This window comes from Stutzerimonas stutzeri, assembly GCF_024448715.1.
In the GTDB taxonomy this organism is placed as follows: Bacteria; Pseudomonadota; Gammaproteobacteria; order Pseudomonadales; family Pseudomonadaceae; genus Stutzerimonas; species Stutzerimonas stutzeri_AR.
Window position 1 is genome coordinate 459,664 of record NZ_JAMOHZ010000004.1, and the last position, 15,231, is coordinate 474,894.

The 15,231-nt window shown below is 58.5% G+C and carries 15 protein-coding genes; 3 read left to right on the top strand and 12 right to left on the bottom strand.

The genetic code is table 11. The features are described from left to right. Positions 1-30: 30 nt before the first annotated feature. Together dnaG and rpsU are read right to left on the bottom strand one after the other, a co-directional pair. The gene (gene dnaG, locus NAV33_RS11710; RefSeq protein ID WP_255980130.1) at positions 31-1,962 is read right to left on the bottom strand and encodes a DNA primase; all 1,932 of its coding nucleotides are present in this window, start codon (positions 1,960-1,962) and stop codon (positions 31-33) included. A gap of 138 nt (positions 1,963-2,100) precedes the next feature. Continuing rightward, complete coding sequence (rpsU, locus tag NAV33_RS11715; RefSeq protein ID WP_003283508.1) at positions 2,101-2,316, bottom strand: 30S ribosomal protein S21; 216 nt, start codon at positions 2,314-2,316, stop codon at positions 2,101-2,103. 196 nt (positions 2,317-2,512) lie between these two features. Between rpsU and tsaD the strand changes: the two genes are divergently transcribed. Next, positions 2,513-3,538: a tRNA (adenosine(37)-N6)-threonylcarbamoyltransferase complex transferase subunit TsaD gene (gene tsaD / locus NAV33_RS11720; RefSeq protein WP_255980132.1), complete on the top strand. Its 1,026-nt coding sequence runs from the start codon at positions 2,513-2,515 to the stop codon at positions 3,536-3,538. 11 nt (positions 3,539-3,549) lie between these two features. On the opposite strand, the gene plsY is transcribed toward tsaD, so the two are convergent. Further along, positions 3,550-4,119, bottom strand: a complete 570-nt coding sequence (gene plsY / locus NAV33_RS11725) for a glycerol-3-phosphate 1-O-acyltransferase PlsY (RefSeq protein ID WP_255980134.1) — start codon at positions 4,117-4,119, stop codon at positions 3,550-3,552. Positions 4,120-4,194: 75 nt separating this feature from the next. On the opposite strand from plsY, the gene folB reads away from it, so the two are divergent. Next, the gene (gene folB, locus NAV33_RS11730; protein WP_255980136.1) at positions 4,195-4,548 is read left to right on the top strand and encodes a dihydroneopterin aldolase; all 354 of its coding nucleotides are present in this window, start codon (positions 4,195-4,197) and stop codon (positions 4,546-4,548) included. Beyond that, positions 4,539-5,075, top strand: a complete 537-nt coding sequence (gene folK / locus NAV33_RS11735) for a 2-amino-4-hydroxy-6-hydroxymethyldihydropteridine diphosphokinase (protein WP_255980138.1) — start codon at positions 4,539-4,541, stop codon at positions 5,073-5,075. The genes folB and folK overlap by 10 nt, the downstream gene beginning before the upstream one ends. Positions 5,076-5,219: 144 nt before the next feature. Here folK and NAV33_RS11740 read toward each other — a convergent pair whose 3' ends face one another. From NAV33_RS11740 to pdxA, 9 genes are all read right to left on the bottom strand, one after another. Next, entirely contained in the window at positions 5,220-6,467 is a 1,248-nt protein-coding gene (locus NAV33_RS11740) for a multifunctional CCA addition/repair protein (RefSeq protein ID WP_255980140.1), read from the bottom strand. Positions 6,468-6,563: 96 nt separating this feature from the next. Continuing rightward, positions 6,564-8,114: a SpoVR family protein gene (locus NAV33_RS11745; protein ID WP_255980142.1), complete on the bottom strand. Its 1,551-nt coding sequence runs from the start codon at positions 8,112-8,114 to the stop codon at positions 6,564-6,566. A gap of 10 nt (positions 8,115-8,124) precedes the next feature. Further along, positions 8,125-9,396: a YeaH/YhbH family protein gene (locus NAV33_RS11750; RefSeq protein ID WP_255980144.1), complete on the bottom strand. Its 1,272-nt coding sequence runs from the start codon at positions 9,394-9,396 to the stop codon at positions 8,125-8,127. An 80-nt stretch (positions 9,397-9,476) separates the two neighbouring features. Next, entirely contained in the window at positions 9,477-11,399 is a 1,923-nt protein-coding gene (locus tag NAV33_RS11755) for a PrkA family serine protein kinase (protein WP_255980146.1), read from the bottom strand. A gap of 266 nt (positions 11,400-11,665) precedes the next feature. Further along, positions 11,666-11,995, bottom strand: coding sequence for a thiosulfate sulfurtransferase GlpE (gene glpE, locus NAV33_RS11760; RefSeq protein WP_255980148.1), 330 nt, complete (start codon positions 11,993-11,995; stop codon positions 11,666-11,668). Beyond that, a complete protein-coding gene (locus tag NAV33_RS11765; RefSeq protein WP_255980150.1) occupies positions 11,988-12,812 on the bottom strand; it encodes a symmetrical bis(5'-nucleosyl)-tetraphosphatase in 825 nt (274 codons plus the stop codon). Before NAV33_RS11765 ends, glpE begins: the two co-directional genes overlap by 8 nt. Continuing rightward, positions 12,809-13,192 (bottom strand): Co2+/Mg2+ efflux protein ApaG, encoded by a 384-nt coding sequence (gene apaG, locus NAV33_RS11770; RefSeq protein ID WP_255980152.1) that lies wholly within the window; start codon positions 13,190-13,192, stop codon positions 12,809-12,811. The genes NAV33_RS11765 and apaG overlap by 4 nt, the downstream gene beginning before the upstream one ends. A gap of 27 nt (positions 13,193-13,219) precedes the next feature. Then, positions 13,220-14,017 (bottom strand): 16S rRNA (adenine(1518)-N(6)/adenine(1519)-N(6))-dimethyltransferase RsmA, encoded by a 798-nt coding sequence (rsmA, locus tag NAV33_RS11775; RefSeq protein WP_255980154.1) that lies wholly within the window; start codon positions 14,015-14,017, stop codon positions 13,220-13,222. 171 nt (positions 14,018-14,188) lie between these two features. Beyond that, positions 14,189-15,175, bottom strand: a complete 987-nt coding sequence (pdxA, locus tag NAV33_RS11780; RefSeq protein WP_255980156.1) for a 4-hydroxythreonine-4-phosphate dehydrogenase PdxA — start codon at positions 15,173-15,175, stop codon at positions 14,189-14,191. Positions 15,176-15,231: the final 56 nt, after the last annotated feature.

Here is a 15,231-nt window from a genome sequence, read left to right on the forward strand (position 1 = left end):
CAAGCTGACCATTATAGCCGAGCAAGGACCTCACGCGCCAGTTGAGGTCGATATAGCGGGTGCTGAGTTTCGATTTAGCAGGTTGCGCAGCTGATCTTTCTCCTCTGCGCTGAGTTCGCCCTGGCGAGCTTTGCGTAACAACGTCTCGAGGTTTCGCTCGCGTTGTCTGGTGGCCAGGCTTGTTATGGTGTCGAAAAACTGTTGTTCAAGGTTATCGGCCGATATCAGCCATTCTTTCTCTGCCAGAGCACGTAAAAGACGCCCTTGGTCGGTTCCATGCCAGCGCGCGATCAGTTGCAGGCTGCGCAGCTTTGGATTTTTCTGGAGCGTGCCGAGGAGTGCGACGAGTAGTTGCGCATAGGTGTCGTCTTCTGCTGCGAAATGACTGGCATCTTCTACCTTTTGTGCAAGCTCTGGATGGTGCAGTAGCGTTCGCAGCGTGGTCAGTGCCGGTGGCTCGACTGACGCAGGTGTTCTCGGTACTCGTGATTTAAAGTCTGGACGCTGGCCCGGCTTTTTCCAGTCTTTCTTCCATTCTTTCTTGCTGTTGCGCTTCGGTTGAGCGGATTCCTGCGGTGCGTAGTAGTCACCCTCGTCATGCCCGGAGCCTGTGTCGTAGTAAGTGTTGTCGTCGTATTCCGGGTCTACGCTCGGCGCTGCGGCCGCCATATTTTGAAGTGCATCGCTGTGCAGGCCGGTGATTTCACCGAGGCGTTGGCGCATCAGGGCGCGCAGGTTGGTGCCAGGTATCTTTTCGATAAGCGGCGCCGCCAGTGTGGCCAGATGGGCTTTGCCTTCCAGTGAGCGCGGGTCGGCTTCTTCGCTGAGTTGCTGGAAAAAGTAGTCGGCCAATGGCTGGGCCTGTTGCTGTATCCGTGCCATGAAGGCATCGGTGCCTTCGGCGCGCACTAGACTATCCGGATCTTCACCTTCTGGCAGAAACAGAAAGCGTGCGCGGCGACCATCTTGCAAGTTGGGCAGCGCCGACTCCAAGGCGCGCCAGGCGGCTTTGCGGCCAGCTGCGTCGCCATCGAAACAGAACAGCACGCTGGGTACGATGCGGAACAGTCGCTTGAGGTGCTCGTCGCTGGTGGCGGTGCCGAGGGTGGCGACGGCGTTGCGTAAGCCTTGCTGGGCCAGCGCGATGACATCCATATAGCCTTCAACGACCATTATTTCGTCCAGGTCGCGGTTGGCTTTGCGTGCCTCGTAAAGGCCGTACAGCTCCTGGCCTTTGTGGAATATCGGTGTTTCCGGCGAATTCAAATACTTCGGCTTGTCATCGCCGAGTACTCGTCCGCCAAAAGCAATGACGCGCCCACGGCTATCGCGTATCGGAAACATCACGCGATCACGAAAGCGATCGTAGCTTCTTCCGGTTTCGGCGTTTTCAATCAGCAGGCCGGCGTCGATCATTGCCTTCTGCTGCAATGTGTCGCCGCCCAGATGTTTCATCAGGTTGTCCCAGCCGGGTGGCGCGAAGCCGAGGCCGAAATCCCTGGCGATCATCCCAGATAGGCCGCGGCCCTTGAGGTATTCCACTGCGGCCTTGCGAGCCGGATGCCCTTTGAGTGCCTGCCGGTAATATTCAGCGGCAGCGTCGAGCAGTGGGTAAAGTGGCGAGTCAACCGGCTGGCGTGGCTTGCGGCCCGTTCCGCTTTCTTCGCGCGGGACTTCCATGCCGGCGCGCTTGGCTAGCTCCTCGACGGCCTGGGGAAACTCCAGGCTATCGTGATCCATGACGAAGCCGAGCGCGTTGCCCCCAGCACCGCAGCCGAAGCAGTAGTAGAACTGTTTATCCGGACTGACGCTGAATGATGGGGTCTTTTCTTTGTGGAACGGGCAGCAGGCGGTGTAATTCTTGCCGGCTTTTTTCAGCTGAATGCGCGAGCTCACCACTTCGACAATGTCGGAGCGGTTCAGCAGGTCATCAATGAAGGATTGTGGGATCAGGCCGGCCATAGGGGTATGAGAATACGCTCGCAGTGTTCGGGCCGGAATGAAAAAAACTCCGACTATTCGCCAGCTGGCGAAGCGGAGTCCTTTTCAAATGCAAAGCCCGGCATTGGCCGGGCTTGATGCAGCTTCAGCGGTACTGGATCAGTACAGGCGAACGCTGCGGCGCTGTTCGCGCTGCACTTTCTTGGCGTGACGCTTGACTGCGGCAGCAGCTTTACGCTTGCGCTCTGCAGTGGGCTTCTCGTAGAACTCACGGCTGCGGACTTCAGCCAGAACACCGGCTTTTTCGCAAGAACGCTTGAAGCGACGCAGAGCTACGTCGAATGGTTCGTTCTCTTTAACTTTAACGTTGGGCATCCAGGACGTACCTTCACTTGTTTACCGGTTACAACGCGCTTCGGCAAATATCGCGAGCACGCTGGTTTTAAGGGTTGCGGATGTTAACGCCTTGCCGCATGGAATGCAAAGCCCCCTGATCGAAAAGCGCTGGTCGGTCGCCGGCCGCGGCGATTAATATGCACGGCTTAATTTGTTTCTCTGGAAGGTCGTACCCATGCTGGTGCTGGGGCTGGAAACTTCATGCGACGAGACCGGCGTCGCGCTGTACGACAGCAAGCACGGCCTGTTGGCCGACGCCCTGTTCAGTCAGATCGATCTGCATCGCGTCTATGGCGGTGTGGTGCCCGAGCTTGCCTCGCGTGACCACGTCAAACGAATGCTGCCACTGATCCGCCAGGTGCTGTCCGAAGCCGGTCGCGAATCGAGCCAGATCAATGCAGTTGCCTATACCGCTGGCCCTGGCCTGGTTGGCGCTTTGCTGGTCGGGGCCTCCTGCGCGCAAGCGATGGCCTTTGCCTGGGGCGTACCGGCGATCGGCGTGCATCATATGGAAGGCCATTTACTGGCGCCAATGCTTGAAGAGCAGCCGCCGGCGTTCCCCTTCGTCGCTTTGCTGGTGTCCGGCGGGCATACGCAGTTGGTGCGGGTCGATGGCATTGGGCGCTACGAGCTTCTTGGCGAGTCGGTGGACGATGCCGCCGGTGAGGCATTCGACAAGACCGCAAAACTGATGGGGCTGCGTTATCCCGGCGGCCCAGAGATCGCCTTGCTCGCCGAACGCGGCACGCCAGGTCGCTTCGTATTCCCGCGGCCCATGACCGATCGACCGGGCCTGGATTTCAGTTTTAGCGGACTCAAGACGTCCACGCTCACGACGTGGCAACAATGCCGTGCCGCTGGCGATGATGGCGAGCAAACCCGCTGCGATATCGCGCTGGCCTTCCAGCAGGCGGTCGTCGAGACGCTGACCATTAAATGCCGACGTGCCTTGAAACAGACCGGCCTTAACAGTTTGGTGATTGCTGGTGGTGTGAGCGCCAATCTGTCTTTGCGTCAGAGCCTGGAAGCAATGCTCGGTGAGCTTAAAGGACGGGTGTTCTACGCGCGGCCGCGTTTCTGTACAGACAATGGTGCGATGATCGCTTACGCCGGCTGTCAACGGCTATTGGCCGGGCAGCACGAAGGGCCGGAGATTTCCGTTCAGGCGCGCTGGCCGATGGAAAAGTTGGCCGCCATATAACGGATTACGGTTCAGAAGTGTCGCTCCTTGCCGGCAAACAGGTCGCGAAGGTTACTGCGGTGGCGCCAGACGATCAGGCTCGCCAGCAACGTCATCGGCCAGAGCGCGCCGGGTTGCTGCCAGGCCAGCAACGGTAGGCAGAGCGGCAACGCGGCGAGCGCGGCAAGTGAGCTGGTGCGGGTTATTTTGAACACCAGCAGCCAAATACTCAGTGCGAGCAGCGCGGCAGGAGGGTAGAGGCCGAACAGGGCGCCTGCTGCAGTGGCAACGCCCTTGCCGCCGCTAAAGCGGAAGTACAACGGATACAAATGGCCGAGCACTGCTGCCAAGGCGATCCAGGCTTGCTGCTGAATCGCCAAGCCCAGCGCTTCGGCGAGCAGAACCGGTAGTAAGCCCTTGAGCAGATCGCCGAACAGCGTGCAGATCGCCAGACGTTTGCCGGCCAGCCGCAGCATGTTGGTGGCGCCGGGATTGCCGGAGCCGCTGGCTCGCGGATCGGGCGCGCCGGCCAGGCGGCTGAGTAGAATGGCGAATGACAGTGAACCGATCAGATAAGCGAGCAGTGTCAATTGCCAGAACATGGCATCCATCCGGGGCAGGGAGCTCCTGAGTCTAACGGCGAGCATTGAACTTGTCGTGTCGTGGGAGAGAGTTGCGTGGATACAGTGTTCATCGAAGGGCTGGAAGTGGATACGCTGATTGGCGCCTATGATTGGGAGCGCGGCATTCGGCAGTGCCTGCGTCTGGATCTGACACTGGGCTGGGATATTCGTCCCGCCGCGGTGAACGACGAGCTGGACAAGGCCCTGGACTATGCTGAGGTGACCGCTGCCATCGATCGTTTCGCCCAGTCATCACGCTTCGAGTTGGTCGAAACCTTCGCTGAACGCCTGGCTGCGGATCTGATGAGCCAATTCGGCATCGTCTGGCTACGGCTGCGGGTTACCAAGCCGGGCGTCAATACCCGAGCTTCGGCTCTAGGCGTGGAGATCGAACGCGGATGCCGCTGATTCCCGTACTGCTTGGGCTCGGCAGTAACGTCCGGCGCGAACAGAATCTGGTTGCCGGTCTCGATGCACTAGAGCAACTGCTCGGTGACATGCGCTGTTCGCCGGTTTTTGAAAGCCTGGCAGTGGGTTACAAGGGCGATAACTTCTACAATCTGGTGGTCGCCGGATTCACGAAATTACCCTTGATGGAGTTGGACCGCCGCCTGAAATTCATCGAGGCGGACAACGGCCGTTACGCACCGGAGCGCAAGGGTTTGCCGCTGGATATAGATGTGCTGATGTATGACGATCTGGTCGGTAATTTCCACGGGCTGGAGCTGCCTCGTCCAGAAACGCTGAAGAACGCATTCGTGCTTTGGCCGCTGGCGCTGCTGGCGCCCGACGTCCGGCATCCGAGCGCGGGGCGAAGTTTCGCCGATTTGTGGCAGGGTTCGACGATCAATCAACAGCTCTGGCCTGTGCCGTTTCGGTGGAACGGCGCGGAATTGACGCCGGCTGCTCTGATGCAATCCTATCCGGCGTCGTAGTCCGGTTGCTTCGAGTCTGTTGGTTCTGCAACCGCATTGACAGGTTACGCAGCGGATCGGGCTGCGCGGGACCGGAGTTTCGGTGTTCTGCCGCTTCACCCATTTACGTACTATAGGCGGCTTCGCTACTACCCCCACCTGTGATTAGTCGGCTGTGCTCTGGTGAGTTTGTTGATATAGCCGGACCGCCTGCAGGCGGTCGCGTTTGAGTGCGTAGCCCAGTTCTGCACCTTTGTAACCTTGCTCTATCAATGGTTTTACCGGTACGGCGCGTGCGGATTCTGCGGCGCCACGCAGGTAGCTGGCCTGGGGATAGTCACGCTTCTCATGACCAGGGAAGCCTCGGGCGACCATTTCACAGGCGGCAATGAAATGTTCGAAGCGTTCGGGGCGGCGGTAGATATCGAAGTGCTGGAGCAGGTCGAAAAGCGTCGAGGCGCTTAGCTCGATTGCTCGATGGCCCAGGGTGTGAAACTCGCCAACCAGCATGGCGAGCTCCTGACAATCACGCGGCACCTTGTAACGCGCATTGGCGGCCTCGATCAGCTGCACGTCTTTTTTTTCATGGGCGATTTGCTGCGATCCTTTATCGTCCGGCGTATCGTCCTCACCCTTACCCAGATCGTGCAGTAGGCACGCCCAGCGCACGACCAGCGGTTGCTCGTGGATCGCGCATCGGCGCAGCACGCTGAGCAGATGTCCGCCCGTATCGGTTTTTTTCGATTGATGTGCGTCCGCTTGCGGGGCGTCGAACAAGGCGTTGATGTCCGGGAACAGCTCCCTTAATGCGCCGCAGTCACGCAGCACCTTCACGAACACATCGGGGCGAGGTTCCATCAGCGCGCGTGAAATCTCCTTCCAGCTGCGTTCCGGTGTCAGCGCTTGCAACTCACCCGACTCGGCGAGCTGGCGCATCAGAGCTTGAGTCTCTTCCGCTACGCTGAAGCCAAGTTCGGCATAGCGCGCAGCAAAACGGGCCACGCGCAACACTCTTAACGGGTCCTCGGCGAAAGCGGGGGATACATGCCTGAGCTTTCGCGCGGCGAGATCAGCCTGGCCGTCATAGGGATCGATCAGGTGGCCCTGTTCATCCTCGGCCATGGCATTGATGGTCAGGTCGCGACGTATCAGGTCTTCTTCCAGGGTTACGTCAGGGCTGGCATAAAAGGTGAAACCGCCATAACCGCGACCGCTTTTGCGCTCGGTGCGCGCGAGCGCATATTCCTCGCCGGAAGCCGGATGCAGGAAAACCGGGAAATCCGCACCCACCGGGCGAAAACCTTTGGCCTGCATTTCCTCTGCACTGGAGCCCACAACGACCCAATCCACTTCGGTCACGGGCCGCCCCAGCAACCGATCACGTACTGCCCCGCCGACTTTGTAGATCTGCATGTCTTCCTCCGTTCGGGCGGAGGATAAAGGATAAAGGCGGTGAAGCCGATAAGAGCGCTGTAGGCTGGACGGAGTAGCAGCAGCAAGCTCCAGCCTTCAATGCATTGCTGGCAAATTCATGCCTGGGAATTTGCTTTCGGCTTCTGGCTCGATTCGGGGCGGCATGTGGTGGGTAGTGACCAACTTGTCGTCCTGCATCGATTGTAGGTGCACGTCGAAGCCCCAGAGTCGGTGCAAATGCTTGAGTACCTCTTCGGTCGAGCCGCCCAGCGGTTTGCGGTCATGTTGCTGGTGGCGCAGTGTGAGCGAGCGATCACCGCGGCGGTCGACGCTCCAGACCTGCACGTTGGGCTCACGATTACCAAGGTTGTACTGCGCCGCGAGCAATTCGCGAATGGTGTGGTAGCCGCTCTCGTCGTGGATGGCCGGGACCAGCAGTTCATCCTTGCGGTCATCGTCGAGAATGCTGAACAGCTTGAGGTCGCGAATCACTTTCGGCGAGAGGAACTGCAAAATGAAACTCTCGTCCTTGAAGTTGTTCATGGCGAATTTAACGGTGGTCAGCCAATCGCTGCCGGCAATGTCCGGGAACCAGCGCTTGTCTTCTTCGGTGGGGTGCTCGCAGATCCGGCGAATATCCTGATACATGGCGAACCCCAGCGTGTAGGGGTTGATGCCGCTGTAGTACGGGCTGTCGAAGCCGGGCTGATAAATGACGCTGGTGTGAGACTGAAAAAATTCGAACATGAATCCGTCGGTTACCAACCCCTCGTCGTAGAGGTCGTTGATCAGCGTGTAGTGCCAGAACGTGGCCCAACCCTCATTCATTACCTGGGTCTGGCGCTGCGGATAGAAATACTGCGCGATCTTGCGCACGATGCGCACCACCTCGCGTTGCCAGGGCTCTAGCAGCGGGGCGTGCTTCTCGATGAAGTAGAGAATATTTTCCTGCGGCTCGGCCGGGAACCGTTGATCCCGCTGACGCTCGTCATCCTTTTCGCCAAATTTGGGTATGGTCCGCCAGAGATCGTTGATCTGCTTTTGCAGATGCTCTTCGCGATCCTTCTGCCGGCGCCGCTCCTCTTCGGCGGAGATGGGGTAGGGCCGTTTGTAGCGATCGACACCGTAGTTCATCAAGGCGTGGCAGGAGTCCAGCAGATCCTCGACGGCATTGATCCCGTGGCGCTCCTCGCACTGCATGATGTACTGCTTGGCAAAAACCAGATAGTCGATGATCGAGCTGGCATCGGTCCAGGTGCGGAACAGGTAGTTGCCCTTGAAGAAACTGTTGTGCCCGTAGCTGGCATGGGCAATCACCAGCGCCTGCATGGTGATGGTGTTCTCTTCCATCAGATAGGCGATGCAGGGATCGGAATTGATCACGATCTCGTAGGCCAGGCCCATCTGGCCGCGGGTGTAGGACTTTTCGGTGCTGAGGAAATGTTTGCCGTAGGACCAATGGTGGTAGCCGAGCGGCATGCCCACCGAGGCATAGGCATCCATCATCTGCTCGGCCGTGATTACCTCGATCTGGTTGGGGTAGGTATCCAACGCGTAGCGCTCGGCAATGCGGCCAATCTCGCGGTCGTAGGTCCGGATCAGCTCGAAGGTCCATTCCGAACCGGTGGAAATGGGCTGTCGTTTCATGCTGGATACCTCAGCTAGCCATGCGCCGCTGGAAGAGTTCGCGGAACACCGGATAGATGTCTCCCGCCGTCACCAACTGTTGCTGGGCGAACGATTCGTCAAAGGCCTCGGCCACCTGGTTGTATTCGTACCACAGTGCCTGATGCTCGCGCGGCGTGATTTCGACATAGGTGAAGTATTGGACGAACGGCATGATCTGGTTGATCAGAATGTCGCGGCAGACTGGTGAGTCGTCGTTCCAGTTGTCGCCGTCCGACGCCTGTGCGGCATAGATGTTCCACTCATTGGCCGGATAACGATCGGCCATGATTTCCTGCATCATTTTCAACGCACTTGAAACGATAGTGCCGCCCGTTTCGCGTGAGTAGAAGAACTCTTCCTCGTCGACTTCTTTAGCGCTGGTGTGGTGCCGGATGAACACCACGTCTATCTTTTCGTAGTTCCGCTTGAGGAACAGATACAGCAGGATAAAGAAGCGCTTGGCGATGTCCTTGGTTGCCTGGGTCATGGAACCGGACACATCCATCAGGCAGAACATGACTGCCTTGGAACTTGGATTGGGATGCTTGACCAGCAGGTTGTACTTGAGATCGAAGGTGTCGAGAAAAGGGACGCGATGGATGCGGGCGCTGAGCCGCTGGATTTCCTCCTCGGCGGCCTGGATATCGCTGAAATTGGCTGGTTCCTCGAGCTTGAGGCGTGCCAGTTCTGCCTTCACTTCCCGCAGCTTGGCGCGGCTGCTGCCTGAGAGAGCGATGCGGCGTGCGTGCGCCGAACGCAGGGTTCGGATGATGTTGATCCGCGAGGGATTGCCCTCATTACTGATGCCGGCGCGAACCGTTTTGAAGGTGTCGGTACCGGCGAGGTGACGCTTGACCAGGTTCGGCAGTTCGAGGTCTTCGAACATGAAGTCGAGAAATTCTTCCTGGGTTATCTGGAAGACGAAATCATCCACGCCTTCGCCGGTATTGCTGGCCTTTCCGGCACCTTGGCCACCACCGCCTCCCTGCGGGCGTGGGATGCGCTCGCCAGCGACGAATTCCTTGTTGCCCGGATGCACGATGGTCTGCTGGCCGCCACGGCCGTGGTGCAGAATCGGCTCGTCAATGTCGCGGCCGGGAATGCTGATCTGCTCGCCGTGCTCCATGTCGGTGATGGAGCGACGTCCCACGGCGTCCTCCACAGCCTTCTTGATGTGCCCACGGTATCGCTGCAGGAAGCGCTGGCGATTGACCGTGCTTTTGTTCTTACCATTCAAACGGCGGTCGATTACGTAACTCATAAATGCCCTCCGGGCGCTGCAGGCCGCAGGCCACAAGCGGCAGGTAATTGCTCCGCTTGCGCCTGTAGCTTAGGGCCGCGTTACTGCGATTTACGTACCCGCAGATACCATTCCGAAAGCAAGCGCACCTGCTTTTCGGTGTAGCCGCGTTCGACCATCCGTACGACGAAGTCGTTGTGCTTCTTCTGATCTTCCTTGCTGGCCTTGGCGTTGAAGCTGATAACGGGCAGCAGGTCTTCGGTGTTGGAGAACATTTTCTTCTCGATCACCACGCGCAGCTTCTCGTAGCTGAGCCAGGAAGGGTTCTTGCCATTGTTGTTGGCGCGGGCACGCAGCACGAAATTGACGATCTCGTTGCGGAAATCCTTCGGGTTGCTGATGCCGGCCGGCTTCTCGATTTTCTCCAATTCTTCGTTGAGGGCGGCGCGATTGAGGATCTCGCCGGTTTCCGGGTCGCGATATTCCTGATCCTGAATCCAGAAGTCTGCGTACAACACGTAACGGTCGAAAATGTTCTGGCCGTACTCGCTGTAGGACTCGAGATAGGCGGTCTGAATTTCCTTGCCGATGAAGTCGACGTAACGCGGCGCCAGATATTCCTTGATGAAGCGCAGATAGCGTTCGCGTACCTCGGCGGGGAACTGCTCTTGCTCGATCTGCTGCTCCAGCACGTAAAGCAGGTGGACCGGGTTGGCTGCGATCTCATGCGGATCGAAGTTGAAGACCTTGGACAGGATCTTGAAGGCGAAGCGGGTCGAAAGCCCATTCATACCCTCATCGACGCCCGCCGTGTCGCGGTATTCCTGGATCGACTTGGCTTTGGGATCGGTGTCCTTGAGATTCTCCCCGTCGTAAACACGCATTTTCGAATAGATATTGGAGTTGTCCGGCTCCTTCAAGCGGCTGAGTACGGAAAACTGCGCCAGCATTTTTAACGTGTCCGGTGCGCAGTGCGCTTGGGACAGCGAACTGTTGAACAGCAACTTGTCGTAAATCTTGATCTCATCGGTGACGCGCAGGCAGTACGGCACCTTGACGATGTAGATGCGGTCGATGAACGCCTCGTTGTTCTTGTTGTTTCGGAAGGTATGCCACTCCGATTCGTTGGAGTGGGCCAACAGAATGCCGCTGTACGGAATCGCGCCGAGGCCTTCGGTACTGTTGTAATTGCCTTCCTGGGTCGCGGTCAGCAAAGGATGGAGCACCTTGATCGGTGCCTTGAACATCTCGACGAATTCCATCAGACCCTGGTTGGCGCGGCACAATGCACCCGAATAGCTGTACGCGTCAGGGTCGTTCTGCGGGAATTCCTCTAGCTTGCGGATATCCACCTTGCCCACCAGCGCCGATATGTCCTGGTTGTTCTCGTCGCCAGGTTCGGTCTTGGCCACGGCGATCTGGTTGAGGATCGAGGGATACAGTTTGACTACGCGGAATTGGCTGATGTCGCCGCCAAACTCCTGCAGACGCTTGGTTGCCCAGGGAGACATGATCGAATTGAGATAACGGCGTGGGATGCCGTAATCCTCCTCGAGGATCTCCGCGTCCTCCGCCGGGTTGAATAGGCCCAGTGGCGATTCGAATACCGGCGAGCCCTTGATGGCATAGAAGGGGACTTTCTCGATCAGTTGCTTGAGCTTTTCGGCCAGCGATGACTTGCCGCCGCCCACCGGACCGAGGAGATACAGGATCTGCTTCTTCTCTTCCAGCCCCTGCGCGGCATGGCGAAAATAAGAGACGATCTGGTCGATGCAGTCTTCCATGCCGTGAAAATCTTCGAAGGCGGGATAACGGCGGATAACCTTATTGGAAAAAATCCGCGACAATCGCGGGTCGGTCGAGGTGTCGACCAGTTGTGGCTCGCCTATGGCCATCAGCAGGCGCTCAGCGGCGGTGGCGTAGGTACCCCGGTCTTCCTTGCACAGGTCGAGGTATTCCTGAAGCGAATACTCTTCTTGGCGGGTTGCTTCGAATCGTTGCTGGAAATGGCTGAAAATGCTCATTGACTTCACCTCGGACGATGCTCGGAGCCGGTGTTGTCATCAGGCATTCAGGTACTGGCCGACATCGGCCTGTGGAGTTCCCCCGAACACCTGATGGTCGAAACCTGAGGCCCGGTGGCCGAAAACGGCTTCACCTGTTTGGATGGCCTGAACTGAAGGATAGTTCGGATTCAACAAATTCAAGGGAAGAGAGGTGCATTTACCGCTGCGTTTCGTCGGATGGGGGCGCAACGCCGCGCAATGCGCGGCATCTGCGAAAATATTATTTATGCAGGATCGCCCTGCTCGACGTCCTGAGGAAAGCTTTGCCGCCAAAGCTCGAAGCCGCCATCGAGACTATAGACGTCGGAGAAACCCTGATTGATCAGGTATGCCGCCGCGCTCTGGCTGGAGTGGCCGTGATAACAGGTGACGATAAGTGGATGGTCAAGGTCTGCCGCGGCGATGAAGTCGGGTAGCGATTGATTGTCGAGATGCGTCGATCCCTTGATATGGCCACTGGCGTAGCTGTGCGCGTCGCGAATATCGACGATCACGCCGCCTTCGCTGCGCAGCGCCTGTGCCTGCTCCGGAGAGATGCGTTTGAAATCAGTCATGGGTTGCCTCACAGTCACAGCGGTGCAATTCGCCGCTGTCGAGATTCATCAGGGTCATGGCGTTACCCCACACACAGCCGGTGTCCAGCGCATAGACGTTGGGCTCGTCGCACTGACCTTCCAGTGCGGCCCAATGGCCGAAGATGATCTTGCAACCTCGGGTCTTGCGGTTGGGGTGGCTGAACCAGGGAGCAAACCCCGGCGGTGCGGAGTCCAGACCTTCCTTGGCTTCCAGGTCGAGCGTGCCGTCGGCTTTGCAGAAGCGCATGCGTGTGAAGTAATTGGTGATCAGGCGCAGCCGCGGCACGCCATACAGTTCCTTGTTCCACTTGGCCGGCTGGTTACCGTACATGCCTTCGAGAAACGGCTGCAGCATGGCGTCATCGCGTAATACGGCTTCGACTTCAGCGGAGCGCCGCAATGCCTTAGTCAATGACCATTGCGGTGGAATACCGGCATGGACCATCGTCGTCTCGCGTTCGGCATCGTAATGGACGAGCTTCTGTTGACGCAGCCAGTCGATCAAGTCCGCACGGTCGGGTGCATCGAGGATCGGCTTGAGAGTGTCGGCTCTTTTCAGGCGTCCGACGTCGTGTGCAACAGCCAGTAGATGCAGGTCATGGTTGCCCAGCACAGTGATGCCCGAACTGCCCAGATCACGCACGAAGCGCAGCGCTTCAAGCGACTTTGGGCCTCGGTTGACCAGGTCCCCTGCGAGCCACAGGCAGTCGCGCGAAGGGCTGAAATCGACCCGCTGCAACAGGCGCTGAAGAGGTTCGAGGCAACCTTGCAGGTCGCCGACAGCATAGGTAGTCAATGCAGGGCTCCGGGTACGGCCAGCCGGAAGGGTGCAATCATAGCGTCGAAGCGATGCCCATCTTCGGCGAGCATCTGATAGCTGCCCTGCATAGTGCCAACACGGGAAGCCATCAGCGTGCCGCTGGTATAGACATGTCGCTGGCCAGGAGCGAGCACTGGCTGCTCGCCGACCACGCCAGCGCCACGAACTTCCTGCACTTGGCCATCGCCGTCGGTGATGATCCAGTGACGTGAGAGCAGTTGTGCAGTGAGCTGGCCTTTGTTTTCGATCGTTACCGTGTAGGCAAAGGCATAACGGTTTTGTTCCGGCTGTGATTGGTCGGCCAGGTATGCCGGGCTGATATCGACGTCGATCCTGTAGCGAAGGTCTTCAGGCATGAGGTGCTCCTACTCGTGGGTTCGCCGTCAGACGCGGGCGGAAAGTTGGTCGGACAGTCTTACGAACGCTGCCAGATCCAGCTGTTCCGGACGCAGGCTGCCATCAACGTCGGCCGCGGCGATGGCGTCCGCATCCAGCAATCCCTTAAGCGTATTGCGCAGAGTCTTGCGGCGCTGGTTGAAGGCCTGGCGGACCACGTTTTCGAGCTGACGGTGGTCGCGCGCCGGGTGGGGCAATACTTCGTGGGGTACCAGGCGAACGATAGCCGACTCCACCTTGGGTGCTGGGTTGAACGCACCGGGGCCGACATTGAACAGGTGCTCGACGCGGCAGTGGTACTGCACCATGATCGACAGCCGCCCCCAATCTCCGCCGCCGGGTTGCGCGGCGAGCCGCTCGACCACTTCCTTCTGCAGCATGAAATGCATGTCACGGATCAATCCGGCATGGTCGAGCAAATGAAAAATCAGTGGTGTGGAAATGTTGTACGGCAGGTTGCCGACGATGCGCAGGCTGCTTGGTTCCGAGCTCAACTGGGTGAAGTCAAACTTCAGTGCATCCCCCTGATTGAGCGCGAAATTCTCACGTTCGGCAAATTTCTGCCGAAGGATTGGAATGAGGTCCAAATCCAGTTCGACCACGTCTAGATGTGCGCCGCTGTCCAGCAAACCTTCGGTGAGAGCGCCCTGGCCTGGTCCAATTTCGACGATTCGTTCGCCCTGTTTGGCATGGATGGACCGCAGAATGCGGTGTATCACTCCGGCATCATGAAGAAAGTTCTGGCCGAAGCGCTTGCGCGCGCGGTGTTGGTAATTCTCGGACATGGACGGCAGCTCCAGGGGAGCAGCTTGAAGCGGGAAGCTTGAAGCTGAAAGCGAAAAGGTGCGCAGTTTAGCAGGCTGTAAGAAAAGGAAGACGATAACGGTGCGGGGGGCGTAAAGCAGGCCGCAGGAACGGGACTCAAACAAAAGTCTGAGTCGCTTTCAGCTTTCAGCTCAGCTCGGGCTGGTCATTTGATAAGCCGTTTCCAGCGCCACTTGCAGGCTGCCGGTATCGATTCGGCCGCTGCCCGCTAGGTCCAGCGCGGTGCCGTGGTCAACCGACGTACGCACAATGGGCAAACCCAGCGTGACATTGACCGCCGCGCCGAAGCCTTTGTATTTGAGGACCGGTAATCCCTGATCGTGATACATCGCCAGCACAGCGTCACAGTGATCGAGGTGCTTTGGCGTAAACAGTGTGTCGGCCGGCATCGGGCCAACCACATCAAGGCCTTCATCACGAAGAGACTTCAATGCCGGCTCGATGACTTCGATTTCTTCGCGGCCCAGGTGTCCGCCCTCACCTGCGTGCGGATTGAGCCCGCACACCAGTATGCGAGGCCGGGAAATACCGAACTTGCCCACCAGATCGGAATGAAGAATACGTGCCACGCGCTGCAGGCGTTCGGTCGTGATGGCTGAGGAGACATCCTTGAGCGGCAGATGTGTTGTTACCAGTGCGACTCGCAAACCGTGCGTGGCAAGCATCATCACCACCTGCTCGGTGTTGGTTAGCTCAGCAAGAAACTCGGTATGACCTGAAAACGGGATACCCGCCTGGTTGATCACGCCTTTGTGCACCGGGGCGGTGATCATGCCAGCGAAGCTTCCATCGAGGCATCCGTGGCCGGCGCGAGTAAGCGTTTCCAGTACGTACCCGGCATTGGACGCATCGAGCTGCCCGGCCACAACCGGTGAACCCAGCGGCGTGTCCCAAACGTACAGACTGCCTGCTGGAGCGGGTTTATCGGGCCAGTTTTCCGGCGCTACGGTTGTTACGTGAATATCCAAGCCCAGTTCATCGGCGCGGGTGCTCAATAGGTCGGCACTGGCAATGGCGATCAATGGATGAGGATGACTGTTGCGAGCAAGCAACAGGCACAGGTCGGGACCGATACCGGCGGGTTCGCCGGGAGTTAGGGCGAAGCGTTTGGCGGTCATGTCTATCAGTCGTCTGGATGGTGAAAAAAGAAACGGGCCGGCCGTATGGCCGGCCC